This is a genomic window from Bradyrhizobium tropiciagri (assembly GCF_001189845.1).
Lineage (GTDB): Bacteria > Pseudomonadota > Alphaproteobacteria > Rhizobiales > Xanthobacteraceae > Bradyrhizobium > Bradyrhizobium tropiciagri.
This window is the reverse complement of the sequence record NZ_LFLZ01000009.1, coordinates 23,297-48,357: the sequence shown is the minus strand read 5'-3', so window position 1 is coordinate 48,357 and position 25,061 is coordinate 23,297. Positions and strand designations below refer to the sequence as shown.

The following is a 25,061-nucleotide window of genomic DNA, read 5'->3' as shown; positions in this document are numbered from 1 at the left end:
GCTTCGCTATGTCGTCGAAGGGATTCAATGCCGCTTTGACTTTCCGCCAGACATCTTGAGTGACCAAGTAGACCCGCTGTCTGTGTCTCGGAAGATGGGCGCAAACAGGTCGATATCTTCTGGCAAACTGAAGTCTATTTCGTCTGGCGATGTTGTACCGGCCTCGGCGGGCCGAAAGGTCTGGATACCGACCCCTGCAAGGGCGCACGCTTTGTGCCAAAAGACCACGAAATCCAATTTTAACAGCTGATTGATATCTGCGACTGAAAATTCGGATGCCCGCCGAAGCGAAATGCCATACTGCAATGCCACGGCTTCGGCGTCGGGTGAAAAACCTGATGCGCTGACCGCAATGGTGTAGTCTGCGCCGATCGCTTGTCGCTCACCTGCAAACCACATCTGCACCAATTTCGGCGTCCGGTTTGGCCGCGGGATCGTCGGCAACGGTGCCCCACTGCACTCGCTGAAAGTCCTTGCGGTCCTCATCTATCGCATTGGCCGCGCGGCCGAAACGGACGTAGACGCTTAGCAGACGGTCAAAATTCTCGTCCTTCCACTCTGCGTAGTGCTTGCGCGGAGGATCCCCAGTATTTGGAAAATTCCAAATGATTGTAAGCGCTAAGCCAGAACCCTTGCTTCGGGATCTGGATAGCCGTGCGAAGAAGCCTCCGGGTTGGACGGAGGTTTGGGATGGGATTGGACAGCAAAAAGGACGTCCATTTAGACGGCTCATCGGCGGGGTCGGTGAGCCGGCTGGAGATCCTTGAAGGGCCGTCAGGACGTCGTGTGCGTTCGGAAGCTGAGAGAGCTCGGATCGCTGCCGAGAGTCTGTTACCCGGTGCTCAGGTGTCCGAGGTGGCGCGCAAGCACGGAGCGACGCGCTGGCAGATCTACGATTGGCGACGGCGGTTTCGACAGCGAGGTATGTTGCCGCCGTGCGAGGCGTCCCCGCCGACATTTGCGCCGCTGGTCGTGGACCATGCGTTGGAGGAGCGTCAGGCTCCGGCGATCAAGCTTGAGATCTCGATCGGTGATGTCGTGCTGCGGACGGATACGGCCATAGATGCTGACCAGCTATCCCGGGTGATCCGTGCGGTGCGAGCGTCACGATGATCGCGGCCGGTGCTGATCTGAAGATTTACGTTGCCACGCGGCCGATCGACTTCCGCTGTGGACACGATGGGCTTGCGACGAAGGTGCAGGAGATGCTTCATCTCGACCCGTTCAGCGGCGCAGCCTTCGTGTTCCGCTCGAAGCGAGCGGACCGGATCAAGATTTTGGTCTGGGATCGAACGGGCCTGGTGTTGGTGCACAAGCGCCTCGAAGGCTGCAAGTTTGTTTGGCCAACGATCGCGGACGGCGTGATGCGAATATCGCCGGCGATGTTTGCGGCCTTGTTCGAAGGGCTGGATTGGAGATTGGTCCGCCCGGAAGAAGCACGGCGCCCGCAGACGGCGGGATAACTGCGGCAGAATGACTCGGCAGCTATTTTGAACGTGGTACACGCGGCGGCGATGTGCTCGAAATGGCGCATGAGCATCGCGGCGCTGCGCGACGAAAACGAACACCTTAAGGCGCTATTGGCGCAAACGCAGGCGGCCTTGAGCGAGCATCAGGGGGCACTGGCGGCGTCGGAAGAAGCCCGACGCCGGCTGGAGGTCATTCTCGGCGAATTACGACGCGACAGGTTCGGCGCGAAATCCGAGAAGCTGCGACCGGATCAGTATCATTTGCCGCTCGAAGACGTGGAGATCGCACAAGGCATCCTGGATGCCGCGCAGGAGAGAGCTGAGAAGGTCATCCAGGGCCGATCGCGAAACGCGACGGATCAAAGTTCTCATCGCAATCGCGGCTGTTTGCCTGCCCATTTGCCGCGGGTGGAGCGGATCATCGAGCCTGCGAGCACGCTCTGCCCGTGTGGTTGCGGCGCCATGACGAAGATCGGCGAGGACGTCAGCCAGCGCCTTGACGTGATCCCGGCGCAATGGCGCGTACTGGTCACGCGCCGCCCGAAATACATCTGTCGCCGCTGCTCGGGCCCCGTCGTGCAGGCGCATGCACCGGAGCACGTCGTGCCCGGCGGGCTGCCGACCGAAGCGGCCATCGCGCACGTGATCGTCTCCAAATTTGGCGACCATACGCCTTTTTACCGTCAGGCCGAGATCTATGCGCGCCAGGGCATCCGGCTTGATCGGGCGACACTGGGCAACTGGTCGGGCCGCGCCTGCTTCCATCTTCAGCCCATCGCGGACCACATGCGCCACCACTTGGCCATGGCGGATCGGCTGTTCATGGACGAGACCAAGGCGCCAGTACTCGATCCGGGGCGCGGCCAAACGAAGAAAAGGCTACTTCTGGGCGATCGCCTCAGACGACCGCGGCCACAGTGGCCCAAGTCCGCCGATCGTGCTGTTCCGATATGCCCCCGGTCGCAGCGGTGCCTTTGCTGAGCAGTTCCTGAACGGCTTTGGCGGACACTACCTGCAATGCGACGCCTATGACGGGTATGACCGGTTGAACGAAGTCGTTCGACCGCAAGGGCCATGGACGCTCGTGCATTGCTGGAGCCATTTGCGCCGGCGCTTCGTCAAATTGGTACGCAACAGCAAGTCGCCGATCGCCGAAGCCGCCGTTCGGCACATCGCGCAGCTTTACGCCATCGAAGTCATGGTGCGCGGCTCTTCGCCGGACATCCGGCTGGCCGCGCGCAAGGAGCACTCGCTGCCCATGGTAGCCGCGCTAAAGTCGTGGTTCGAGAAACAGCTGTCGATGATCTCCAGCGGTTCGACACTCGCCGAGGACATCCGCTATGCACTGAATCATTGGCAGGGGCTGACCCGCTTCCTCGAAGACGGACGTCTCGAGCTCGACACCAACCCGGTCGAGAACGCGATCCGGCCAATCTGCCTGACCAGGAAAAACGCTCTCTTCGCAGGACATGAAATCGGGGCAGAAAACTGGGCCTTGCTCGCGTCGATCATCGCCACCTGCAAGCTCAATTACGTCAACCCGGTAGCCTACATCGCCGAAACACTTGAGGCGATCATCGACGGCCATCCCCATAGCAGAATCGGCGACCTCATGCCGTGGCGCTTCCGCAAGGCGTCAAGCCAGCCTCAATAGGGCCCCGGCCGAGCGCTTACCGTGCTTCGACAGAGCCAGGATGGCTGCATTGGTCTCCTCGCGGCGCAAATAGCCCTCATACTGGAGGCGCTCGGCGGCTGTGAGCAGCTTGGGATCGATCGTGGTCGCACCGATGACGGTGCGTATCTGGCGCATCGATTTGCGGACGGCATCGAGGAAAGCCCGACTGGCGTTCTCCATTAGATGCCAACGATCTGCGACCTGAACAGCGTGCGGCAGGGCCTTTGCTGCCGCTTCGCCATATCCTCCACCACGGTCACGGGCGACGATCGCGATCGTGGGATGCGCAGCGAGCCAGGCTTGGGCGGTCGCGGGTTCCCGGTCCGGCAGCAGCGCGACGATCCGGCGCCTCTCCAGGTTGCAGATGATGCTGGCGTACCGGTGATTGCGCCGCCAGGCCCAATCGTCAATGCCGATGACCCTGAGCGGGTCAGCTGGGGGACGGCTGCGGCGTCGCACTACGCGCAGGAGCGTGTCTTTGCTCACCGGCAGCATTAGCCGTTTTGCGAAGCCGGCTGCAGGTCGGCCACCAAGCGCCAGACCGAGATGATGGACGATAGAGTCCAACCTCGCCGTCCTTCGCGCCGACGGCGCCAGAACCTCCTCGGCGAAACGCTCAGTGAAGATTTGGCGCCCGCACAAGACTGCGTCGCAGCGGAAGCGGCGGGCGATCACCAAGAGCTCTACGACCCGCCCTGCGAGCGGCAGATCGGTCACGCGTCGCCGATACCGGCTATGAACACGTCGAGAAACTGTACCGCACGATGGACACAGACCAACGGTTCCGGACGCCCGGACCGCAATAACGGCCTTATCACCTTCGTAGTACGCACTCTCTACAACAAACCCACGCGGCACCAGACTGGAGCGGTGGAGAGCTTGCTGCATGGCGCTGATTCTCCCCCAATCAAAGCGCCAGACATCTCTCAAACTGCATCAAAAGTGAGTCAGAGCCAATATTGCAGGCCGAATGACAACCAGCATGACCGTGGCCTGTGATTCGGAGTGGCTCGACGCCCTACTGCGCACGCTGGAGCGAAGCAAGGATCTGCGCAAGCAGCGCGAGGCGTCAAGCTCGGTGAGTCTCACCTGCTTCGGTTGAGTTTCGTCGGAATTGCCGTTCAGGGCATTGCAGGCTCTCGAACATCACGGGATTGTCCCCGACAAGTACGTGCTGTCGTCGCATTCGGTCAGTCTGTTTGTCCCGGCGGAGAGCCGAGAGGCCGCGGTTAAGGCGTTGCATTCGCTAGTCCAGCAAACCTAGCTTCGAGAAGCGGCAGGGATCGCTTCCGTTGTCAGGCCAAGATCGGACGCGAGCAACGGCGCCGCGTGCCGCAGTGCCTTGGCAAACAAGAGCGAAGAGATGAGCATCCTCTTGTTCCATTCTGATCCGATGCGCGAGCATTGCGAAGCCGAGGTCTACACGTTGCACTGCGGTCGCCGGGAGTGACTTGGGCCGCGGCCATCAAGCTGCGGCGCACGGAGCCCTGTCGCCATGATACGATAAGACACGGCCCATCAAGGCTGTTGGTAGCAGGCTAAGGCCGGGCCGTTGAGCAGACTGCCTGAGATTGTCTCTGTCTTAAAAAGGGAGTTCACTCCATGCCGAGGAAAGAGATTCTCGACCAGATCCAGAAGTACATCCACCCGTTCCGAATTACGAGCGGCAAGGGCTTTCAGCTGAAGGACTTCGACCCTGGCGACACGCGCGGTCTGAAGATGGAAAAGGGCGAAGCTGCCGACCTTCTTCAACGTGGCACTCAGTGGCTCGCAGAAGAACAGGACATGCTTTTTGCCCAAGACTGTTGGTCGCTGCTGCTCGTGTTCCAGGCCATGGACGCGGCTGGCAAGGACAGCACGATCAAACACGTCATATCGGGAGTAAATCCGCAGGGCTGCCAGGTCTTTTCGTTCAAGCAGCCCTCGCGAGAGGATCTCGCACATGACTTCATGTGGCGCTACGTCACGCGTCTGCCAGAGCGTGGGCGGATCGGAATCTTCAATCGCTCCTATTACGAGGAAGTCCTCGTCGTGCGCGTTCACGAGGACATCTTGAAGCGGCAGAGGCTGCCGCTGCCGTTCATGGGCAAACAGATATGGGACGAACGGCTGGCGTACATCGCACACTTCGAGAATTACCTTAGCCGGCAGGGGATAGTCATCCTCAAGTTCTTCCTGCATGTGTCGCGCGAAGAGCAGAAGAAGCGCTTCATGAAGCGCCTCGACAACCCGGAGAAGAACTGGAAGTTCTCTGCATCGGACGTGCACGAGCGCAGGTACTGGCGCGACTATATGAGCTCGTTCGAGGCAGCGATCGCGGCCACTGCATCGGAGCACGCGCCGTGGTATGTGGTGCCGGCCGACAACAAGTGGTTCACCCGCCTTGTAGTCGCCGCGGCAGTCGTGGAGGCAGTGGAGAAGCTCGACCTTGCATATCCGAAGGTGAGCCCGGAGCAGAAGAAGGAGCTGGCGGCCGCTCGCGCGGAGCTTGCGCGTGAAGCTTAGCTTCCGTGGCTCGAACGCTCGATAGCCAGCGCCATCGGCGCTACGCCAGGGCAGCCGCGACCGAAGAAATCGACTGCATCCGCCGATCCGCGACGATCTAGCTTTGGCTGGCCATACGTTGCGGCTGCGCTATATTAGACGGCCCAATTGTCGATGTCCCCTGGAGGGACCGCATGTCGACGACGATTCGGTCCTTGGTGGTGTGGGCCTGTTCCTGCTTGGCATGAGCGTCATGACCGCCGGCCTCAAGGGACTCGCCGGATCGGGATTGCGGACGGTACTGAGCAGGGCCGCGGCGACCTCGCTGTCTGGTGCTTTCTGGGGCGCCGTCGTCACGCTGATCGTGCAATCCTCAAGCGCAACCACGATGACCACCATCGGTCTCGTGAGTGCGGGTGTGCTGACATTTCCGCAAGGGTTGGCCCTCGTATTCGGCGCCAATGTCGGCACAACAGGAACCGGCTGGCTGGTTGCTCTCATCGGGGTGCGCGTCTCGCTCACGGCCGCTGCGTTGCCGATGATCTTCGTCGGTGCGCTGATCAAATTGCTGGGCCGTGGACGTGTTTCCGCAGCGGGGGCAGCGCTTGCCGGGTTTGCGCTTTTGCTTTTTGGACTGACAACTCTGCAGCAGGGCATGGGGGGGCTGGCCGAACAGTTGCACCCGGCCGATTTGCCGGCTGTTCTCGGCACCACATGGTGGTCGGGCTTTTACGGCCTGCTGGCGCTGGTCACTGTCGGACTGGTGATGACTGCTGTGATGCAATCATCGACGGCAGCTATCGCGGTCACGCTGTCCGCATACTATGCGGGCGCCGTCGGACTGGACCAGGCTTGCGCGCTGATCATTGGGCAGAATATCGGCACGGCGACCAGTTCCGCGATGGCAGCAATCGGTGCGAGCAGCACCGCCAAACGATTGGCCCTCGCGTACATCTTGTTCAAGCTGATCGCGGCCTTTATCGCGTTGGCACTCTTCCCTGTTACGATTCCTTTGCTGGTCCGCGCTTCGAACACGATAGATGGCGTGACGCTACTCGCAGGTTATCATACGGCCTACAACGTCGTTGGCGTCTTCGTGCTGCTGCCGGTGATCAACAGGTTCACGCGATTCGTCGAGCGTATTCTGCCCGAACGCGGCTCGCCGCTGACGCGGTGCCTGGATCCGGCGGCGCTGGCGACCCCGATTGCGGCCGAGGAAGCCGTACGGCGGACGGTTGCACGCGCACTTGGAACGATGTGCGGATCACTCGCGACGGCCATGGCGACGGCGAATCCGGGTGCATCCCTCCGTCCCAAGAAGGACGTCGTGCCAGCGGCCGAGGCCGCCGCGGCGCTGCGCCAGGCTCAACGATTCATGTCGGAGGCAAGTGGCCCGCCCGAATCGGAGGACGAGCAGGGACGGCTCACCAGCACACTGCACGCGCTCGACCACGCGTCTCGCCTGACCGAAACCGTAGGCGAGGGGAGCGAATTCGATACCCCGACCGGCGGGCCTGAAGATATTCGTGTCGCGGAAATGTGCGCGGAGGCAATGGTTGGCGCAGCCACGCTCGCCGCTGAAGTCGCCGCCCTGCCGGCCTCTACTGGTCACACTTTCCCAATCGCGTCCGGAAGCGGGTCGAAGGAGCCGATCGAGTCGGAGAAAGAACGCCTGGCAACCGGAGCGTCGACCGAGCAAACCCTCGCCCAACTGGAACGCTGCGCGAAAGCACTCGGCGAACTGCGGAAGGACCATCGCAGTGCGACGCTTGGCTCGGTGGCGAGCGGAGCGTTGACCACGGACGACGCAATCGCTCGCGTCGATGCTGTCCGGCGCCTTGAGGCACTTGCGTACCACGCCTGGCGCTCCGCGGCGCATCTTGTCGGTCGCGGTGCATAGCGCGCAAGAGCTCGAAGCACGCGCAATCTTGCGAATACGCGCCGTTCACATGCCGGATTCCGCTACGACTACGACCTTCCGCAGCGAGCGTGACGAGCGAATGATAAACTTCTCTGCCTCCACGACCAGGAAGAACAGCAGGCCGCCCGCAAGAAGCCATGGCCACACCCAAAGCGGGACGGCTTCATTGCCGAACATCGCCTTGACCGGCGGTACGTACGTGAAGATGAGTTGTAGGATCACGACGGCAATGATGCCAAGCGGCAGGTAAGCATTGCCGAAATGCGCCTTGAAGGACAGCGACGAGTCGATCAGGTAACGGCTATTCAGCAGATAGAAGACCTGGCCGATCGTGATGGCATTGACGGCCACCGTCCGGGCAAGCCCGTCCGATGCGCCTTGCGCCTTCATCCAGAAGAACGCCAGCAAGGTGTAGGCAAGGAGCGCCAAGCCGACAAAGATGATCCGCCAAATCCCGAAGCCAGTCACGATCGGGCGGTCCACCGCGCGTGGCGGCCGGCGCATCACATCGATCTCGTGCGGTTCGAAGGAGATGACCAGGCCCAGCGCAACCGAGGTCACCATGTTGACCCACAGCACTTGCGGGGCCGTGATCGGCATGGTGAACCCGACAAGGATTGCGACAGCAATGACCAGCGCCTGCGCGACGTTGGTCGGCAACAGGAATAGCATGGCCTTCTCGACATTGTTGTAGACCGTGCGCCCTTCCTTCACCGCCGCCGAGATCGAGGCGAAGTTGTCGTCGGCCAGGATCATCGCGGCGGCTTCCTTCGTGACCTCGGTGCCCTTGATACCCATCGCAACGCCGATGTCAGCCTTCTTGAGGGACGGTGCGTCGTTCACCCCATCGCCTGTCATGGCCACGATTTGATTATTCGCCTGGATCGCTCTCACCAGGCGCAGCTTGTGTTCGGGGCTTGCCCGCGCGAAGACGTCGACGGCGCGGACACGTTCCTGCAGCGTGGCGGTGTCCATATCCTCGATCTCGGCGCCCGTGATCGCCGTCGTCCCATCGCCAAGCCCAAGCATCTTGGCGATGGCCGCGGCCGTGACCTTGTGATCTCCGGTGATCATGGTGACCCGGATGCCGCCGCCGTGGCATTCCTTCACGGCTTCGATAGCCTCTTTGCGGGGCGGATCCAGCAGGCCAATCAGGCCGAGCAAGACGAGGGTCCTCGGCAGGTCGGCCGCGGTGAAGCCGCCAGCTTTCACATTCGGGTTCTCGAGCCACGCGAGCGCCAGAACACGTTCGCCTTGGGCCGCAAGCCTGTCTGATTGTTTCAGGAAGTGCTCGCGGTCGAGTGGCTCCGGCTGGCCGTCGGCGGTCCGCTGACGGTCGCAGTGCTCAAGGATGACTTCCGGGGCGCCTTTGACGAGCAGGACTTGCTCGCCGCTCGCAGCTCCGTGGAGTGTCGCCATGAACTTGTGCTCGGATTCGAAAGGAATGGCGTCGATACGCGGAGATGCAGCCTGTTCGACTTGCCGATCCATACCGAGCTTGGCCGCGAACGGATAGAGCGCGCCTTCAGTTGGATCGCCCTCCACCTTCCAGATGCCTTCCTTCTGGAATAGCTCCGCATCGTTACAGAGCAGGGACACCCGCCCCATGAGCGTAAGCACGGCGTCCTTGCCCGCGGGCTGTCCGTCCTTTTTGATTTCGCCCTCGGGCGAATAGCCGTCGCCGGTGACCTGATACGCCGACTCGGCCGTGACGGCGGACACCACCATCATCTCCATGAGCGTCAACGTACCCGTCTTGTCCGAACAAATCCGCGACACCGAGCCGAGCGTTTCGACCGCGGGTAACCGCCGGATAATAGCGTTACGCTTGGCCATGCGTTGTACGCCGATGGCCAAAGTGATCGTGATAAGCGCAGGCAGTCCTTCCGGGATGAGCGATACGGCGATGCCCACGACGGCCTGGAAGAGCTCCACAAAGTCCATGGCCTTTACCCATCTGCCGTAGGCGAAGATCAGGACGCTGATCACCCCGATGGCCGCGGTGATGGCGTAGGCAAATTTCTTGATCTGTCGTAGCAGCGGGGTTTCGAGCGGGCTGACGTCGGCGAGCAACTGGTTGATACGGCCGAGTTCTGTCTCACTGCCGGTCGTGACGACCAACCCGGTCGCGCGACCGGACACGACCATGGTGCCGGAAAATACCATGTTTTCGCGATCGCCGACCGTCGCGTTCGCAGGCGCCACATCGACGCTCTTTTCCGCGGGCACGGACTCGCCAGTGAGGGCCGCCTCTTCGGTGCGCAAGTTCTTCGCCTCGATGAGCCGCAGATCTGCAGGAATCTTGTCGCCCGATTCCAGGAGCACAACGTCCCCCGGAACAAGTTGCTCGGCTGGAATCATGCGGGTCTCCCCGCCGCGCATCGTCCGAGCTTCGGCGGACAGCATGTTGCGGATGGAATCCAGTGCCCTCTCGGCCTTGCCTTCCTGAATGAACCCGAGCAGCGCGTTAAGAACGACCACGCCAAAGATGATTGCCGCGTCAACCCACAGGTTCAGCATTAACTTGGTGAACCCTGCGGCAAGCAGTACGTAGACGAGGATGTTGTTGAACTGCGTGAGAAACCTCGTAAGCGGGCCCCGTTTCCTGCCTTCCGGCAAACGGTTTGGCCCGTATTTCTGAAGCCGGATCGAGGCCTCATCCGGATCGAGGCCCTTCTCGCAACTGGTAGCAAGTCGCTTCACAACCTCATGTTGAGGTATCGCGTGCCAAGGCCACTCTTCGTTGGCCGTGTTCGCTGCTGCACCCATGCTTTTGCTCCACGAAATCAGCCCCTGTTGCTCGCCTGTCCTGACGAAAGGGCTCGAAGCAATCGTGATATCCAATCATGCATGGCATCGGCGCCCTAGAGGGCGTGTCCATCACGTCATGTCCTGCCGGGGAGTGGCCGGGCTCCCGGCTGACCTGGCACCCTCTCAGGAAGCGGTCGCGGACGCTGGATTCCCGGCCGGCCCGGCGCCGGCGGACGAGCCATCGGGCGGCCTGAATGCCGCCATCCGTGCCATCCGGCGGGACCGCCCCAGCCGGAGCCGCGCCGCCAATTGAAGCCGCATCGATACCAGCCGGGGCCGCGCCATCCGCGATTGTACCAACAGTAACGGTGGCCTCTCCACCGGAATTGGACAGCTTCCGTAAGCCGATGCTCGTCGCCCGCGTCATGCAGGCCCAGCGGTCCTCCGATAAAACCGGCCTGCGAGCGACCGCCAGTCGTAGTCACTACCGCCGCAGCAGCCGCAAGAGCGAGCGCCCATAGAATCGATTTTCGCATGATTTCCTCCTCGGTATTCACCGCCCAGGAGAGAACCGGCAGATGGCCGCAGACCCGAGTGCTGCAGCCGACCTTCTTGCACGCGATCCCGCTTAAGGACCCACACCAACGCGGTCTGGAAACCCCGAGCGTGAATCAGTTGCGAGAACAATCAGGCGGCTGCCGCGACAGCGCAGCCTGCGGCGGTTCTCACGATGGTTTAGCTCTGATGGTTTAGCTCTAACCCTCAGGCAGCCTTTGGCTGAGCTGCGCTTGCGAGCGTGTCGCGCAGATGCTGCTCTTTCTGTTCATCGAGCGAGGTCTTCAGAACGGTACCTCCCGCATCCTTGATCTGACTGAGAACCTTGTCTGCAGTCATACTCTGGATCAGCAGGAACAGAACGGCATCTCCCGATTTCACGTTAGATGCGAGATCCTTCATGAACTGATCTCTGATACCGAAATCGGTCAGCGCGCCGCTCAATGCGCCTGCTCCGGCACCAAGAGCCAGGCCAATAAGGGGATTCAAGAACACCAACCCAAACAGCAGTCCCCAAAAGCTTCCGCTTGCGGCGCCCGTCATCGTAGTGTTCACAAGTTGATTGAGTTTTACAGAGTCCCCTGTTTTGACTGCGATCACGGCATCATTGATCGTGATAAGATATTCCCTCTGCAGATTGAGTATTTTCTGCCGAACTTCCTCTGCCTTAGCTTCGGATGGGTACACGATCGCAACAAGATCTGACATTGAATTCTCCTGTAACGAGCCGGCATGCTGCCCCTGATCAAGCGCGAGATCCACGCATCCGCAAAATTTAACACAGACGTTAGACTCTCTTATCGGCCAATCAGCCCGGTGCTTTCACAATTACGAGATGTGCTGAGGTCCGGATGCAATTGAGTAAGCGTAGCTGTCGTATGTGCATTCGAATAACTAACCTTCGAATGAAAGGAGCTCCGCAAACTTGCCTCGCCGCAGAATGGCGCCACGGGGCCAAGGCGGGGCGGCGCTGGCGAAAGACTCATGGCCGGCTTATGGTGGTACCCGATGCCGCGGCGCGCTATTCGCTGCTCACCCAGATCGACGGCACCATGCCAAGGACTTACATCGCGTGGCGTTGGAGGTCTCCCGATCGGGCCATACATGAAGCCAATCCGGCAGACGGCTCCAGTTTTCCGTCAATGAGTCGACGACGCCGCTGGGGTGCTCTACACCTCGCTGCCGCGGGTTGCGGCGATCGACGAGGCCACGGGCGAAGCCAAATGGGTGTTCGATCCCAAGATTTATGAAAACGGTCTTGGCTAGACTGGTGCGCCATCTCGGTAAGGTTGAAATGGTTTGAGATCAAACGAGAGGATTCAACATGGCAAGCTATGTAGGGGAAAATCTCTTAGTCAAGAAATCTGCGGCCGTCCTTCTTCTTCTACTCGGCATCGTGTTGATCGTGATCGGCCTGCACGAGGACTTTTGGACGGTTGCCTCGCTCGGAGCTCTTTCTTTGCTTGGCGGCGTTTTCCTTCTTGTGCTCAAGATTGTCGCGCGCAACCAAAGTAATCAGCTCTAGGTCGCGTGGACGGTTGGGATTCTCAAATCAGTGAAAGCATGATTCAAGACGGCTTTTTTGGGAGGCAGTCTTGGGCGTCATGGATCGACCGTTTTGAGCGATGAGCCGTGGATCCGGATATCGGGCCTGATCATCGGCCGTCCCGACCAACGGGGTTCGACGGGACGCGACAATCGTCTATTCGTGGAAGGCGTGCTTTGGATTGTCCGCACCGGAGCCCACTAACGCGACCTGCCGCCGCTGTTTTCATTCCGACAGATGGGGCGCAGCAAGCGGAGTATGGGGTGGCGCACGGGCCACCAAGCCATCATCGCAGCAGCCGAGGACAAAGGCTGCGATCTCGTTGTCATGTCATCGCTCGGGCGCAGCGGACTTTCCAAGTTTCTAATCGGCAGCGTGACAAACAAGGTGCTGACGCTCGCGAAAATCCCCGTACTGGTTTGTCAGTGAATGTGGTCTACTAGCAAGGGAGGCCCCGAATGTACGCCAATATTCTCTTGAGCTCGGATGGATCGGGCGTTGCGAGAAAAGGCGTTAAGCATGGGATTGCTTTAGCAAAGGCCCTGAACGCCAAAGTGACAGTCATCACCGTAACGGAACCGCTACCGATCGACTATGGGAGCGGACACGCTTCGGGGTGGCTTCCCACGCAGGAAGAGGTTGATCGCTTTGACGCAGCCTGCAAGGAACGTGCTGGCAGACTGCTCGATGAAGCTCGAGCTATGGCGGAGCAGATCGGGATTTCTGCAGAACTCTTGCATGTTCCGAACGCGCACCCAGCCACTGCGATTATCGAAACGGCAAAGTCCAGAGGCTGCGACTTAATCGTCATGGCCTCTCACGGGCGTCGCGGCCTCAGGAAGCTTTTGTTGGGGAGTCAAACATCGGAGGTCCTAGCGGACGGAAGCGTGCCGGTGTTGGTAGTGCGGTAGCAGACATGATAGTGCAGGAGGCAAGTGGTAAGACCAGCTCCTAGCCTGGACTTCGCCAGCAATCCCGACGTCCCGCCTTGGGTCAACTGCGACCCGACCCATCCGCAGTTCTCAGTCGCAAAGCGACCATTCGGCGACGATTAATTTGCTGGTGGGCCCGGCAGGACTCGAACCTGCAACCAGACCGTTATGAGCGGGGAGGGGGTGCAGAGCGATGCTGAAAGTAATGATGAAATTGGCGACGATTGACGGGGTTCGTTCTCGTTTGGTTGCGCCGTAGTATTGGTTATCGATTGGCTAGCCCGGACGCAAATACGCCAGTTTGTCGAGCGGCAAACGCCGCTCGTCGTACAGGCTGGGGGATTGCTTCTAATATAACGGGTGACTTTTGTACCGAAATCAGGTACAAATTGAGTATAGGTCGTAAGTGGGCTCGAAAACCCCAGCGGCCTTTTTGATTCTCTAGCCGGTGACGCGAACCCGGCTCTTTCTCGACACAGACTATCTGGCATGCCCGCGCGCTTACCGCGCCGCGCGTCCGCATGCACAGGGTCGCGAGTTTTCTCCACTTCCGCGACCCCCAGCGAGCGACTGCGCTACGGCCTTGGCGCGGCGCTCGCTCCTATTTTCGGCAGACCGTTCCTTCGGGGCGGTCTGCTTTTTCTCCGCTCGCTGGAATGCGAGCCGAACAACTTTCATCATACAAGAAAGGATTTCACCGCGATGCTTGCCTAGATGACGTTCGTCGGAGTCAATGAATAGTCCAGCACCTCAACCCATTCGCTTGGTTTCCTGTGCTCGACGCAATTTCGCGTTAAACGCATTGATTTGCAGAAGTCGGCAGCATCGGTCATGAAGCCAACATACTCTGCGTCTCCTTTGTGCCTCCGCGATACCTCTTCCGCTAATCCCTCGAACCACCCTTTGAACTTATTGCCATAAAACAAGGAGGCGATGCCAAAGAGAGCTTGAAGCGCATGATCCGTTTTTTGAATGAAATCCTTGCATCGGGCCTCCAAGTTGGGGGCAGATGGCAATGCCAGAGACCGGTCCTTTATCGATAGCTTTGAAGTGCGCGCTGCCGAAGAAAGCAAGGCTTACGACCAACAGGTAAACAGTCTCGACGCGAGCACGGAAAGCTTGTGGTTGCCGAAGTATTCGTTGAGGCGGTCGATAGAAGCATCGAAACGACGTTGCTGGAGCTTGTCCTCAAATTGATCGCGGCGGTCGGTGTGGTAGATGAACAAAACATCGGCCAGAAGAATGCGATCCACGTCCTTCATCTTACGTTCAGGAGCGTACTTTGCCGCAATGTAGTTGGCGAGAAATTGCTCGGCTGCTTCCGGCGGGTGAGGCCGCTTTGAGCCGATATCCAGTGTCTCCAAGCATGGCTTCAGTTGGTACGGTACGAGTAAAGAAGTTGGATTGCGCGTCACGTTGCTGGGCGACAAATGAATTGTGGCTCATGCATTCCTCATTTCTAATGCAAGCCAGAATATCGAAACATTTTGACAACGGCAAAAGCGGAGCAGATTGAATCCTAAGAATAACCAGGAGCGAGACCTGATCTGTGTATGGCGGGGCTGGTCTTCCAGGCTGCGTCCATACCAGCCATCATTCTGAGATTCATTTAGCTCTTCCCCAACTGCACAATCTCTAGTAAAAGAAGTGTAATACAGTCACCGCAACCATACCGAAGATTTTATTCTCCGTCATCGGACGACCTGGCGAGCCAAAGCGACGTTTCTGAGTCTCAGCCTAGAGGACGAACATGGGCGGACAACCTGTTCTTCCGTCAACGAACGTATCTGCATCACCTGAGCCTTCGGCCTCACCTGAGCCTTCGGCCGATCATGAGACGAAGCCTTCAGAAGCTCCCGGAACGAGCCCGTCAACTGAGGCCGCAAAGCCGTCGGGCCTTTCTCTCAAGCCGAGCGATTACATTTCGCTGACCGCTCTGCTTATTTCGCTATCTACAGCGGTCTACAACGTTTGGGGATGGGTCCAAGGTCCCAGGGTATCATTCTATCCCCCGGAGTTGGTCTCCTTCCATTGCACGGCGGTCGAGGGGGCGGACGAAAAGCCTAAGTGTAAGGCCGGTTCAAATGTCTTCGTCGCGGGCTCGTCCATGACTTATTTAAATTCTGGACGACCGGAATACGGTGCTGTTCTTCTGGAAGAACGTGCTGCGCTGGCGTTTGGTCCACAGCAGCCAGTCACGCTTCACTGGCAGGAATTCGCGAACCTCACCAGCTTAAGCGCGTCTTCTAGTCAAGCGGCGGCAATCCAACTACCTGGGGCATCGTCCATTGCTCATGAGACCCGCTTCTTCCCTAGAGACGAGCCTTGCAAATCGCCCTGCAATCCCGCCCAGAATTTTATGAGGTGGACTGATTTTCTGGATCACGTCGTTACAAAAAAAGAGGAAGTTACTGTGACCTTTAGCGCCAAGTGGCGAGGAGGTGGTGAACCAGAGAGTCAGAGTAGAGCGTGCAGCGTCTTTATTAGGGACGATGATCGGAAGAAATGGGGTACTGAGCTGGGTGAGCTTACGCGGCTGTCCAGTCTAACATGTCGATATCAGTGAACGAGAGGAGACGGTAAAATGTTGTCTCGCGCTCTAAGCCTGTTGCTCGTGCTCATCCTTTCCGGAACTGCTGTGGCGGCGGAAGCCAAGAAGATCGGGGTCTTAGCAGCGTTTCCACCGGGGGACACTGCCGCGGCGGCACAGTCGCAAAGCTTAGTTGTCGAGCTTAAGAAGGCAGGCTTGGTCTCGATAACTCGAGAAGCCCATAGTCCGGCCGAAGCGCTGACTGAAACGAGAGCGCTCGTCGAAGCGGATCGAGTCGATATTCTGATAATACGAGCTTCTTTTTTCTTGTGGCCGGGCGTTTTTTTGAACATCCCAATCAACCTGCCGGTGGTCGTGTTCAATGTACCGCTTGAGATACCGCAGGCGGTATACGTGGGCTATAATCCAGTGGAAGTTGGGAAGGCTCAGATTGGTTTTCTAGGAGCGCAGGGCTCGAAGCAACTCCTTCTTCTCGATGGAAGCAACATCTCGTTCGTCAAAGAGCTGATATCCGCTGGGCAATGGCAAGCTTTAAGCGCACTTTCAAATATGAAAGCTGCCGCTGATTGCGGAGGTTGCCCGAAGACCGGAGATTGTCCTAAGGGCAATTCGGCGAAAGCGTGCCCCTGTCCCAAGACTGGCGATTGCCCAAAGTCAGATATCACTGATCTTATCACGTCACAAAAGATCGATGGTGTCGCAGTTCTAGAGCCGAGATTTTTGACACTCGTTCATGATCAAGGCTTGGCCGACAAGGGCGTGCGTTGGGTTGCGCCGATACCAACGGTGGATTCCCTCGCGGAAGTCGCTGAGAACAAGCAAGCGTTTGCTATCGACCCCCAACCCATCGTTCCAAAGGTCGTTGAAGTGGCAGCAAATCTGTTAGCGAAGGCATCGCCGAAGGACGTTGCTGGCATTTCGAAGATAAGCTCTAACGGGGGGGATAGGTTCGCGGTATTTCTTCCGCTCAAGCTCGTGACCGATCCAAATGCGGCAAAGGTCATTTTAAATACCCTTCAAGCCCACTAGACGAACGGCTTAATGGCGCGCGCCGAGTAGCAGCGGCCTGCTTAATCAGTACCAAGTCGCCGCGATCGAGTTTGCTCCAGTCGCCGCTCAAATCGATCTTTGGGCATAGAAAAAACTGCCTCGCCGCGGACGTCAATTTGCGAAGAGGCAAAGTTGGTCTTGATACCACACGTGCGACCTGCACACTCGAACGGGTTCGATGCTAGGTGTGTAGTGTGGCACGGAGCGGCAATCGCTGGAGGGGGCGAAGGATAGGCAATGCCTGAAACCGTACCGGCTTCAACTGCCGACGAAACAAAACCATGCAAGCTCTGCGGCGAAGCCATCAAGAGAGTGGCTTTGGTATGTATTCATGACTAGGTCTGGTATTCGAAATCAATTTGGCCATATCACTACCCCGAATAGCGTTGAGAGCGTAGCTCTCTATCAGCTAGACTTTCGTTTCCGGTGCATGTCGGACAGTTAAGTGAGCGCTGGATGATGGTCTGGAGCAGGCAGGAACGCATCCACCGTGTATGTTCCCGCCGCCATTGCCGGTGGGAACACGGGGTTCGTGCTGTGCCAGGTCGGCGGCCATTGGTCTGGCAGGTGTCCCCACATATTGAGCTGTCCCAAGGCGTCGAACAGCCCAAGGTATTGATAGTAGCGCACGCCCTTGACATCACTCGAGATCGGACAGCCAAGCGTCACGACGTGGAGGTTTTCCGTTCGCTCCGGCGGAAGGGAACGGATCGCATTTCCAATCTGCAGGGCGCCCTTGCTGTGTCCAACCAGCAGCTTGAATGGAGTCTCGCGATGAAGGAGGAGGGCGTGCAGCACGTCCGAGGAGCCAGACCCGTGGCGAAAAACGGGTGCGCCATGAAGCGTCTTCGCGTCCGGTGCGGACGCAGACAGTTGGCGGCCGATGCTCGCCGTCCGGGGCGTGGCATTGGCGAGGGTGTTCTGGATCAGGCTCTTTGCATGCACATAGTCGTAGAGGCCGAAGCCGAACCAGCCTCCAAGGGCCTGTAGCATGACGTCCGCCATGCCGTATCCTGGAACAATCGCAAGCACGGGCTTTCCGAGCGCGCGAGAGATGTCCCATGCCATCGCGGCGCTGCCGAGCGCCGAGCTTCCAACTCCCGTAATCGTGGCGATCTCGACAGCGCGCGCCTCCGCGTGAGGCGAAGCCAGGAACTGCTCCACATCTGTATATCTGTGCACGTAGGGCGCGGTATTAGCGTCGATCAAGAGAAGTGAGCCTTCCGGATCGCTGAGCGCATCGAACTGGATGATGCGGGAAGGAGGTTTCTCCTCACGGGCTCGCATCGGCGCGTCTCTTTCGGCAAGCTGAATAGCCAATGCCGGTACGTTGTAGAAGATGAGGTCCAGCAGTGTGTTGCATATTCGGCAGGCCCGGACGGCGGGCTCAACCAACTGTGGCGGTGGCTCAAAAAGGTTGAGGTAGGAGCGTTCAGATCGGGGCGCTTGGTTGTCTCCGAACGGCATCGTAAAATCCTCCTCGCAGGTTGAGTTTGTCGTACCACCCGTCTGCATGAAGCGCTGGCGCAAGACGTCGATCGTGCAATTTGAGACGCGCTGAATTGCCGGCCAAGCAAGATCGCGACGTCCACTTAGTCGAGTAGAGGCGGCGGCTTACGGGGTTTCGAGCACCTTGAGGGCGGCCGTGGCCGCCTTTTGCACCGCCTGTGGGTCAGGCGCCGCGGCGCCACCGCCGCTGAGGGTTGCGGCGAGTTGCTCGGGCGGAGCCGCCGGTGCAGCGGCGCTCAGCGCAGCCTTTGCATCGGCAATCTTCGTCGCCAACCTCTCACGCTGCTGGACAGCATCGTTCCGCGCGTTCTGCGCCTGGTTCATCTGGTCCACCGCCTGCTGCCGCTCAGTCCGAGTGTCATCAACCTGTTGCCGGAGTGTCTGCTCGTTCTTCTCGCCCGGTATCCGGCCGAAATAATAGCCGATGATCACGGAGATGATTGGCGAGATCTGGACCACCAACTTGTCATTGCCCAGGGGCTGCAGTACGTCAGCGAGCGCAAGCACATACAGGGCTACGAACACCGCCGTCAGCACGACGATTACCCAGTCCTTCATATTCATCTGACCCTCCCGATCTTCATGACGCAGACACGCGAGCGACTCCGAGGTCGCCGTAAACCGCATAGAGACGCCACGTCGGATCGGGATCGCCAGCCATATCCGCGTGTGCCGCGTTCATCGCTCCGGCGATGCTAAGGCCCTTGCCCAGCAGGCCGTCGAAGAACGCGGTCGCGAAGCGCAGCGCCGTCGCGGTGACGACCGGGGCCAACGTTCCGATGTAGGCTGACGCACCAGCGGCCAAAAAACTGCGAGCGAAACTGGTGAATCCGACCGCGCCAAATGTCGCCGCCGCCGACGAACAGGCATTGACGAACACCAATGGCTGTTTCGGAAGCGCGAAAGTGCGGATGTGGTGCGGCAACAATTGGCCGCCGAGGGTGTTCTCGATCCTGAGATACAGATTGCCTGAGGACTCGACGATGCCGTGACAGAGAAAATGAATGATGTCGGCCTGGGGAACGCTGTTCTTGAGCTTCAGCAGGTTCATCGGCTCGCGGGCGCTGCCGGTAACGTTGGGGACAACGTCAAGGCCCTTGTTCCTGGCGACGTTGACGACCTCGAGCACCCCGTTCAGCGTGGTTGCGTCGGAGGCCACGCCATCGCCGACCACATACACAAGCCTCCGTTTGGTCTGCGGTGATGCGACCACGTTGGCGGCCGTCCTCGGAGAGCCAGCTGCGCCGGTGTCGTCACGCACCGGAACCCGGACCAGCAATATCGGCTCCTTGAGAGTGGACTGGACGGCGGTCTGAAACGCCAGCTCCCAAGGAACGGCATCAAGCTTCGGGTTCTTGAGCACCCATTGTACCACCGCATTCGCGTCGAGGCGGGCCAGCACGGTCCGCGTCTGCAGCGAGATCAGATTGTCTACGATCTCGCGCGCAATGCCATGGAAATCCATAGCCAGCAGCTCCAGCACCTGATCGCCGCTCTCGACCCCGACCTTACGCGGGTTGCCGAGATTCTTCTCGATGCTTTCGATCCGCGTGCTCGCCGCGGCGAGGGCATTGAGCACCGCGAAAGCGTCGTAGTCGTCGCGAGAGTTGCCGAGGGGCACCATCTCTAGTTGGCCCGACTCGTTCAGCGCCGGCATGTGAAATTGGATGCGCGCAGGAGCTTCATTGGTAAGCGACAGCTGGATCGTTGGACCGATATACGGCGCGGCTCCGCTGTCCCCAGCTTCGCGGAACAACATATCGCGGCTCTTCTCGAGAATGAGTGTGCTATCACCGACCTCCGCTCGGAACATGACGGCGATGCTGCCGACAAGGCGAAACTCGTCGAAGATCGTGATGGCCACTTCGCCTTCGCCGTCGATCGGGTGCAGCGCCATGACCCGCACGCGGGCTTCATCGCTGTCGCCATTGCGCGGAACGTGGATCGTCTGGACCTCGGGCTCAACACTCAGGGAAGCGGACTGTGAGCTCACATGCAAAAGGAGCGTTGCGTGTTCCTTTCCAGCGGGCACGCGGATGTCCAGACTGCGTGCGGCGTCGTCCTCGGCACCCTCCACCCGCAGCAGCAGTGTGATCTCCCCGCGGCTGGGAGTCTTGCGGTCGGGAGCGTAGCCGAGACTGGTACGCCGTTTGATGGCGGTGAACGGCCGCGTTGTCTCCGACACTTCCTTCTGGCTAGTCGGTGATTCCTCCGGCAACGTATCCAATTCGATGTCAGGCGACAGAGACAGCACCTCGAAAGAAGTCGGGGATGGCGCAAATCGCCCGGCGGCGGTGGGCAACTCCTCGATCGTCTTTAGTGCCTGGAAGAGCGGCGGATCGTGTCGCTTCACGCCGGCGTAGGCTCTCCGGCGAACCCCCGTGTCGGTGTCGCCGGCTAGATACCCTAGAAACGGCATAGCCTCGACCCAGTCGGCACGGGCAAGACGATTGGCAAAGGTTCGACGTACCGTCGCATCAGCGTGATCGATAATGCCCCGGCACACCGAAATGACTTGTTCGGCATCGAGCGTCAGCTGGTGTCGGTTACTAGGCTGGCCGTACTCTAAGTCGAATGGCCCGTGTTCGGCGGCGGCAGCGATAATGCCATCGAGAAGCTTTTGCCGACTGCTCGTCGAAATTTCCGGCAAGCATGTCATCAGGGTTTCGACCGCGCCTAGCGTGAGCGTCGCGTCGCCCAGGATGCCAACACCAAAGCGGCCAAACACACTCTTAGCCACGGCCGTCTCCTGCTCGCGTCAGCGACCCGCATCGCTTCGATTGCCATGGCCATGATACGAAGCCGAAGTCGCGCCCGTCCCGCATCACGAGCGCAACAGCATGGACGTCGCGTTGGGTCATAGCATTTCTCTCCTCGACCGCCTGCGCTTCCAGGCAGCCAATAACTTCCTGACAAGCGAGCTTACATCCTTGGTCTGAAACGATGCGTCTGAGCGGGGGGCCTCTTTGTCTCTTCCGGCTGTGAATTTCGCAGACCTCGCCGTCGCCAAAAACCTATTGTTTGTGCAGTGCCTGGTTCAGGATCATCGCCAGCCGCACGCCCGCCTTGCTCAGTTGGATTCCGACGTCATTTGTTGCGGTCGTGACGTAGTCGTCCGTCAACCGAAAGCTTCCACGCGCGTTGGGAGCTGGAAGCTGCTCATACGCATCGTCCTTCGACAGCGCGAACGTCTCCTTGGCCCAGTCGGCGGGGCTCCCCGATTGCCACTGCGTCTGTTGATCCTTCGTGATGTGCCCGATGAGATCGGAGGCAATCGTTTGCGGATCAGGCCCCAGCTGGTCTACGAATTCGGTGTCCCAAAAATGATGGAGGTTGCCTGCGCTGAGCCCGGCCGCCGAGACCCTCTTGGCATTGCCGCCGCGATCGTGATCGTCCGAACTGTGCAATGGCTGGTGCACGTCGCCAACGAAGTGAAGCAAGAATTTGAGGGCGGCGACTTGTTCCTCGATATCGGTGGCGGGGTTGACGAGTTCGGCCGCGAATTGATCGATCTTGTCGACAACACAATCGGATGCCGGCCCATCGGAGGCAGGCTTTCCATTGGGCACAGGGGGATGATTGAAGCAGGCATCGTCAAGGTTCGGAGCCATGATCTCGATGTCAACGAAATGCCACTGCCGCGTCCGCTCGCGAGCATTGTTGACGTTCGTGTCCCGGAACTTGTCCGCCCTGGTGGCTGCCGACGCAATGTCGTGCGCTGTGAGCGAGTCGGTATCGGCGGCAAGCAGTGCATTGACGCGCTTGCGCACATCTACATCAAGGAACGACTGCGCTACGAACGCGACCACTTCATGACCTTCGTCGCCCCAGGCAAGTGCACCACTTATGTGAAAACAGCTGAGAACCGCGCCGCAGGCAAGGGTGACAAGGTTCGTCGCAAGCCGGATCATAATCCCCTCCATCAAATCATTAGCGAAATATTGAAGTTCAAAATGCGCAATTGGAGATCAGATAGCGCTGTTAGGCTCTCTTTCAGCGTTTGAAGCGGTCAGAAGGGCCTCGTCACGAAGACGGTGTCGTCCTGGAACTCTCGCATAGATTGCGTTAATGTCAATCAACATCCGGGAGAGCGGTTCAGATCGATTTTCAGCTCCTTCAGGCGAGAGCGCAATTCACGGTGAATGCGCTGTGCATACCATGCTCCCGTTCGCATGGTTCAGTCGGCAGATGGTATCGTTACCCGCGCTCAAATCTTTGTACGAACCGGACGGATAGTACGCTGGTGCGGCGCATCCTCGAAGGCGAGGAGAAGTTGCTTGCAGCGATAGCCGCCACGCTCACGCTTGTGCCACTTCTCGGGCTCCCCGCCGCCGCTTCCTGCAATTTTTTCCGGTTCGAGGCAAATCTCTGAGATGGGTTCGCGTCGGCGTCCAAGGTGACGTCGCCATCGTCTGCACGGCTGCTACGATGCTTCGCTGAACTGGAAAGTACCGGCGGAAGTGCAGCGGAGACCGGAGGATCGGTCCGCTCGATGAAATCTGCGGCGGTGCCGAATGCATCGACGGTGATCCCGCGCACTATCGCGGAGGCAGGAAGTCTGCGCGGCGCAAGTCGGCCAGCAATATCTCGCGATCGCGTGGGCCAGGTGCGACGGGGTTCGACCCGCAAACCGCCCATTCTTCTCCATGTCCCTGCGCTCGTGGTCTCGTTTGTGGCCGGAGGGTGGCGATCCTACTCATGTTGCTTTGGCTTAGCTAAAAATGGTGAGGAACGATATGAACCCGAGCCTGTAGCTCGCACAGCGCGGCTCGGCCGGGAGTAACTAGGGAGAAGATGATGGCGCGAGATGCGGCAATTGGACTCGCGTGATCTTATGAAATATTTTCGTACAACTTCAGAAACGCTGGCAGGCCGTTTGATTAGATTGGGAGAAAGCGGCCTGGCGCCAACAGCATGGAAGGTTTGTTGCTCTTTTCGATGTCTGCTGATCGTACAAGTCTGCTTCAGCGCCTCGAGGCAACGACGCAGGGGACAAACAATCTACTCGTGCGCGGCGAGTTCGATGATCGTCGCTGTGTCGATGATCCTGCCGGCAAGGTCCTTGATCTGGATCTCGTTCCCGGATTCGGCCAGTTCATCGGCCTTGGCGAGAGCCTGCTTTGCGGAGGAAACGACAACTCTGACAGCACCGTCGCCGTTCTTCGAATACACTTGATATCCTACGACGCTCATCGCCCCTCGCTGATGAGGATCCCTAGCGACCTTTCAGATCGGCGCCTAGTGCAAATGAGCCACAGCTTCTACCTCCTGAACAAAACGGAGCTCTCGCTGCTTGCCGGCAAAGGCTTATGGTCCGCCGCCAGCGCCTGGTGGGGCGCGTCGTCGGTGAAGGGCTTTCGGATGAACTGAGAGAGCGCCGTTTTGTCGTGCTCGAGGGCGTCGACGGGTGGACGCATTACGTTGAGATCGGACCTCTCTCGGGTGCTGTCCTGGTTGGGACATTCGCTCTGCCAAATTAGGACAGTCGGGATTGGTCATTTTCTTTGGTCTTCAAAACAACAACGCCGCTCGCTTGAAATACATGCGATGCGGCGTTGGTCCGGCCCCAGGAGGGACGTGGCAAAATCCTGGCTCCCATGAGAGTGCATGGAGCGGGCCAAGGAATTGTGTCATCGGGCACCGTATGACTCCGGGTACAAAGAGGCGATTTCTTGCGCTCGGATTGAGGGCGCGTCAGTTCCGCCAGACTGCTGCGGAGATTTCGGCGTGGACCGGGTTTATTAGACGTTATGTCCGTCCGCTGAGATCGGCGGTCCGCCCTTTCGTGCAAAGATTGCGAGGGTTGCTCCTGTACAGTGACGTTTTCCGTATGGGTCGGCGCGGTCGTGGGCGTCGTGCTGGTCGAATCGACCACGCCATGGTTCGGTGTTATCGAAATTGCAACGGAGCGAGCGGAGGCCGAGGAACATATTCCGACGCCGGCGGACGCGTGGTGCCTAGCCCGTCAGCTTTTCGTCAGCCGACACAAATACGATTGATGCGCGTTCCCACACGCACAAGCAAACTTCGCCCCTTTGCTTGGGCCTCACCTGATGGTGACATCGGGTGAGGCTGTCGGGACATCCGGGACAAGAAAAAGCGAAGTTCGCATTGCTGCCACTGGCGCGCAAATTGGCTTCGCGCATTGTCGCAATGTCGATACGCTTGCCGAGGGGTCGCGCGTTCTCCAAAGAATGCAACTATCTATAGCACCTGTTGATACGCGCTTAATCTAGCTCTGGCCGACCGCTCCGCAACAGCTGCGGATAACCATGTCTCGTCGCCCACTTGGCACGAGCGAGGTGGGTTTCATATGCGCGGCGGGCACGCTGTGGTTCATGTTCGGAATCGATATGCAACACGATCTTTGCAACTTCTCGCCAGTCGGCGTCCTCTGCATCTGCGTCCAGAAGGCGCATATAGGTGACCGCGTGTTCCTGGTCGTTATCTTGACTCTTCGAACTGTCTCAAGTCGAGCATTGTTTTAGCTTCTTCGAAGTCGTCAGCATGGCACGCTGACGTCCGAGTCAAGCGTTCCCGGAGCACTTGCGAGGACAACGCTTGACGCGGCGGCGTCGCCACACAATCTCGCAATGAAGTGCAGGTACTTTCACCTGA

At 59.2% G+C, this 25,061-nt stretch carries 18 protein-coding genes and 4 pseudogenes; 12 read left to right on the top strand and 10 right to left on the bottom strand.

The window, feature by feature from the left end; genetic code table 11:
- Positions 1-24 precede the first annotated feature (24 nt).
- Entirely contained in the window at positions 25-408 is a 384-nt protein-coding gene (locus AKN84_RS10055) for a hypothetical protein (protein ID WP_128970602.1), read from the bottom strand.
- A gap of 282 nt (positions 409-690) precedes the next feature.
- On the opposite strand from AKN84_RS10055, the gene tnpA reads away from it, so the two are divergent.
- The 3 genes and pseudogenes from tnpA (at position 691) to tnpC (ending at position 3,123) form a co-directional block, all read left to right on the top strand.
- Positions 691-1,113 carry an IS66-like element accessory protein TnpA gene (gene tnpA / locus AKN84_RS10050; RefSeq protein WP_050420554.1) on the top strand — a complete coding sequence of 141 codons (423 nt, stop codon included), beginning with the start codon at positions 691-693 and terminating at the stop codon, positions 1,111-1,113.
- Complete coding sequence (gene tnpB / locus AKN84_RS10045; RefSeq protein ID WP_050420553.1) at positions 1,110-1,463, top strand: IS66 family insertion sequence element accessory protein TnpB; 354 nt, start codon at positions 1,110-1,112, stop codon at positions 1,461-1,463. Before tnpA ends, tnpB begins: the two co-directional genes overlap by 4 nt.
- 69 nt (positions 1,464-1,532) lie before the next feature.
- Positions 1,533-3,123, top strand: a pseudogene (gene tnpC, locus AKN84_RS10040) (IS66 family transposase).
- A gap of 18 nt (positions 3,124-3,141) precedes the next feature.
- Here tnpC and AKN84_RS10035 read toward each other — a convergent pair.
- Positions 3,142-4,032, bottom strand: a pseudogene (locus AKN84_RS10035) (ISL3 family transposase); the annotation flags it as partial.
- 714 nt (positions 4,033-4,746) lie between these two features.
- On the opposite strand from AKN84_RS10035, the gene AKN84_RS10030 reads away from it, so the two are divergent.
- A complete protein-coding gene (locus AKN84_RS10030; RefSeq protein WP_050420552.1) occupies positions 4,747-5,649 on the top strand; it encodes a polyphosphate kinase 2 family protein in 903 nt (300 codons plus the stop codon).
- A gap of 232 nt (positions 5,650-5,881) precedes the next feature.
- On the top strand, positions 5,882-7,528 hold the full coding sequence (locus AKN84_RS10025) for a Na/Pi cotransporter family protein (RefSeq protein WP_244485003.1): 1,647 nt from the start codon (positions 5,882-5,884) through the stop codon (positions 7,526-7,528).
- 45 nt (positions 7,529-7,573) lie between these two features.
- Here AKN84_RS10025 and AKN84_RS10020 read toward each other — a convergent pair whose 3' ends face one another.
- Together AKN84_RS10020 and AKN84_RS10015 are read right to left on the bottom strand one after the other, a co-directional pair.
- Entirely contained in the window at positions 7,574-10,318 is a 2,745-nt protein-coding gene (locus AKN84_RS10020) for an HAD-IC family P-type ATPase (RefSeq protein WP_050420551.1), read from the bottom strand.
- 744 nt (positions 10,319-11,062) lie between these two features.
- The gene (locus AKN84_RS10015) at positions 11,063-11,563 is read right to left on the bottom strand and encodes a DUF1269 domain-containing protein (RefSeq protein WP_050420644.1); all 501 of its coding nucleotides are present in this window, start codon (positions 11,561-11,563) and stop codon (positions 11,063-11,065) included.
- A gap of 616 nt (positions 11,564-12,179) precedes the next feature.
- Here AKN84_RS10015 and AKN84_RS10010 point away from each other — a divergent pair.
- From AKN84_RS10010 to AKN84_RS10000, 4 genes and pseudogenes are all read left to right on the top strand, one after another.
- Positions 12,180-12,380, top strand: a complete 201-nt coding sequence (locus AKN84_RS10010) for a hypothetical protein (protein WP_050420550.1) — start codon at positions 12,180-12,182, stop codon at positions 12,378-12,380.
- 79 nt (positions 12,381-12,459) lie between these two features.
- Positions 12,460-12,671: pseudogene (locus AKN84_RS50615) on the top strand (transposase); the annotation flags it as partial.
- Positions 12,660-12,830, top strand: a complete 171-nt coding sequence (locus tag AKN84_RS48485; RefSeq protein WP_083633114.1) for a universal stress protein — start codon at positions 12,660-12,662, stop codon at positions 12,828-12,830. The pseudogene AKN84_RS50615 and the gene AKN84_RS48485, both read left to right, overlap by 12 nt.
- 29 nt (positions 12,831-12,859) lie before the next feature.
- Positions 12,860-13,312, top strand: a complete 453-nt coding sequence (locus AKN84_RS10000; protein ID WP_050420549.1) for a universal stress protein — start codon at positions 12,860-12,862, stop codon at positions 13,310-13,312.
- Positions 13,313-14,409: 1,097 nt separating this feature from the next.
- On the opposite strand, the gene AKN84_RS09990 is transcribed toward AKN84_RS10000, so the two are convergent.
- Positions 14,410-14,697, bottom strand: coding sequence for a hypothetical protein (locus tag AKN84_RS09990; protein WP_193399641.1), 288 nt, complete (start codon positions 14,695-14,697; stop codon positions 14,410-14,412).
- Between the two features lie 1,220 nt (positions 14,698-15,917).
- On the opposite strand from AKN84_RS09990, the gene AKN84_RS09985 reads away from it, so the two are divergent.
- Complete coding sequence (locus AKN84_RS09985; RefSeq protein WP_050420546.1) at positions 15,918-16,913, top strand: type 1 periplasmic-binding domain-containing protein; 996 nt, start codon at positions 15,918-15,920, stop codon at positions 16,911-16,913.
- 462 nt (positions 16,914-17,375) lie between these two features.
- Here the strand turns inward: AKN84_RS09985 and AKN84_RS09980 are convergent, their stop codons facing one another.
- The 4 genes from AKN84_RS09980 to AKN84_RS09965 all read right to left on the bottom strand — a co-directional run bounded on the left by AKN84_RS09980 (position 17,376) and on the right by AKN84_RS09965 (position 22,354).
- Complete coding sequence (locus AKN84_RS09980; RefSeq protein WP_128970600.1) at positions 17,376-18,401, bottom strand: hypothetical protein; 1,026 nt, start codon at positions 18,399-18,401, stop codon at positions 17,376-17,378.
- 147 nt (positions 18,402-18,548) lie between these two features.
- The gene (locus tag AKN84_RS09975) at positions 18,549-19,007 is read right to left on the bottom strand and encodes a hypothetical protein (protein ID WP_050420544.1); all 459 of its coding nucleotides are present in this window, start codon (positions 19,005-19,007) and stop codon (positions 18,549-18,551) included.
- Between the two features lie 16 nt (positions 19,008-19,023).
- Complete coding sequence (locus tag AKN84_RS09970; RefSeq protein WP_128970599.1) at positions 19,024-21,183, bottom strand: CHAT domain-containing protein; 2,160 nt, start codon at positions 21,181-21,183, stop codon at positions 19,024-19,026.
- Between the two features lie 274 nt (positions 21,184-21,457).
- Positions 21,458-22,354: a S1/P1 nuclease gene (locus AKN84_RS09965; protein WP_050420542.1), complete on the bottom strand. Its 897-nt coding sequence runs from the start codon at positions 22,352-22,354 to the stop codon at positions 21,458-21,460.
- Between the two features lie 1,003 nt (positions 22,355-23,357).
- On the opposite strand from AKN84_RS09965, the gene AKN84_RS47240 reads away from it, so the two are divergent.
- Positions 23,358-23,813 (top strand): hypothetical protein, encoded by a 456-nt coding sequence (locus AKN84_RS47240; protein WP_157863270.1) that lies wholly within the window; start codon positions 23,358-23,360, stop codon positions 23,811-23,813.
- On the top strand, positions 23,753-23,923 hold the full coding sequence (locus tag AKN84_RS44800; RefSeq protein ID WP_128970597.1) for a DUF3363 domain-containing protein: 171 nt from the start codon (positions 23,753-23,755) through the stop codon (positions 23,921-23,923). Before AKN84_RS47240 ends, AKN84_RS44800 begins: the two co-directional genes overlap by 61 nt.
- A 747-nt stretch (positions 23,924-24,670) precedes the next feature.
- On the opposite strand, the pseudogene AKN84_RS48840 reads toward AKN84_RS44800, so the two are convergent.
- Positions 24,671-24,886: pseudogene (locus AKN84_RS48840) on the bottom strand (DUF2285 domain-containing protein); the annotation flags it as partial.
- Positions 24,887-25,061: the final 175 nt, after the last annotated feature.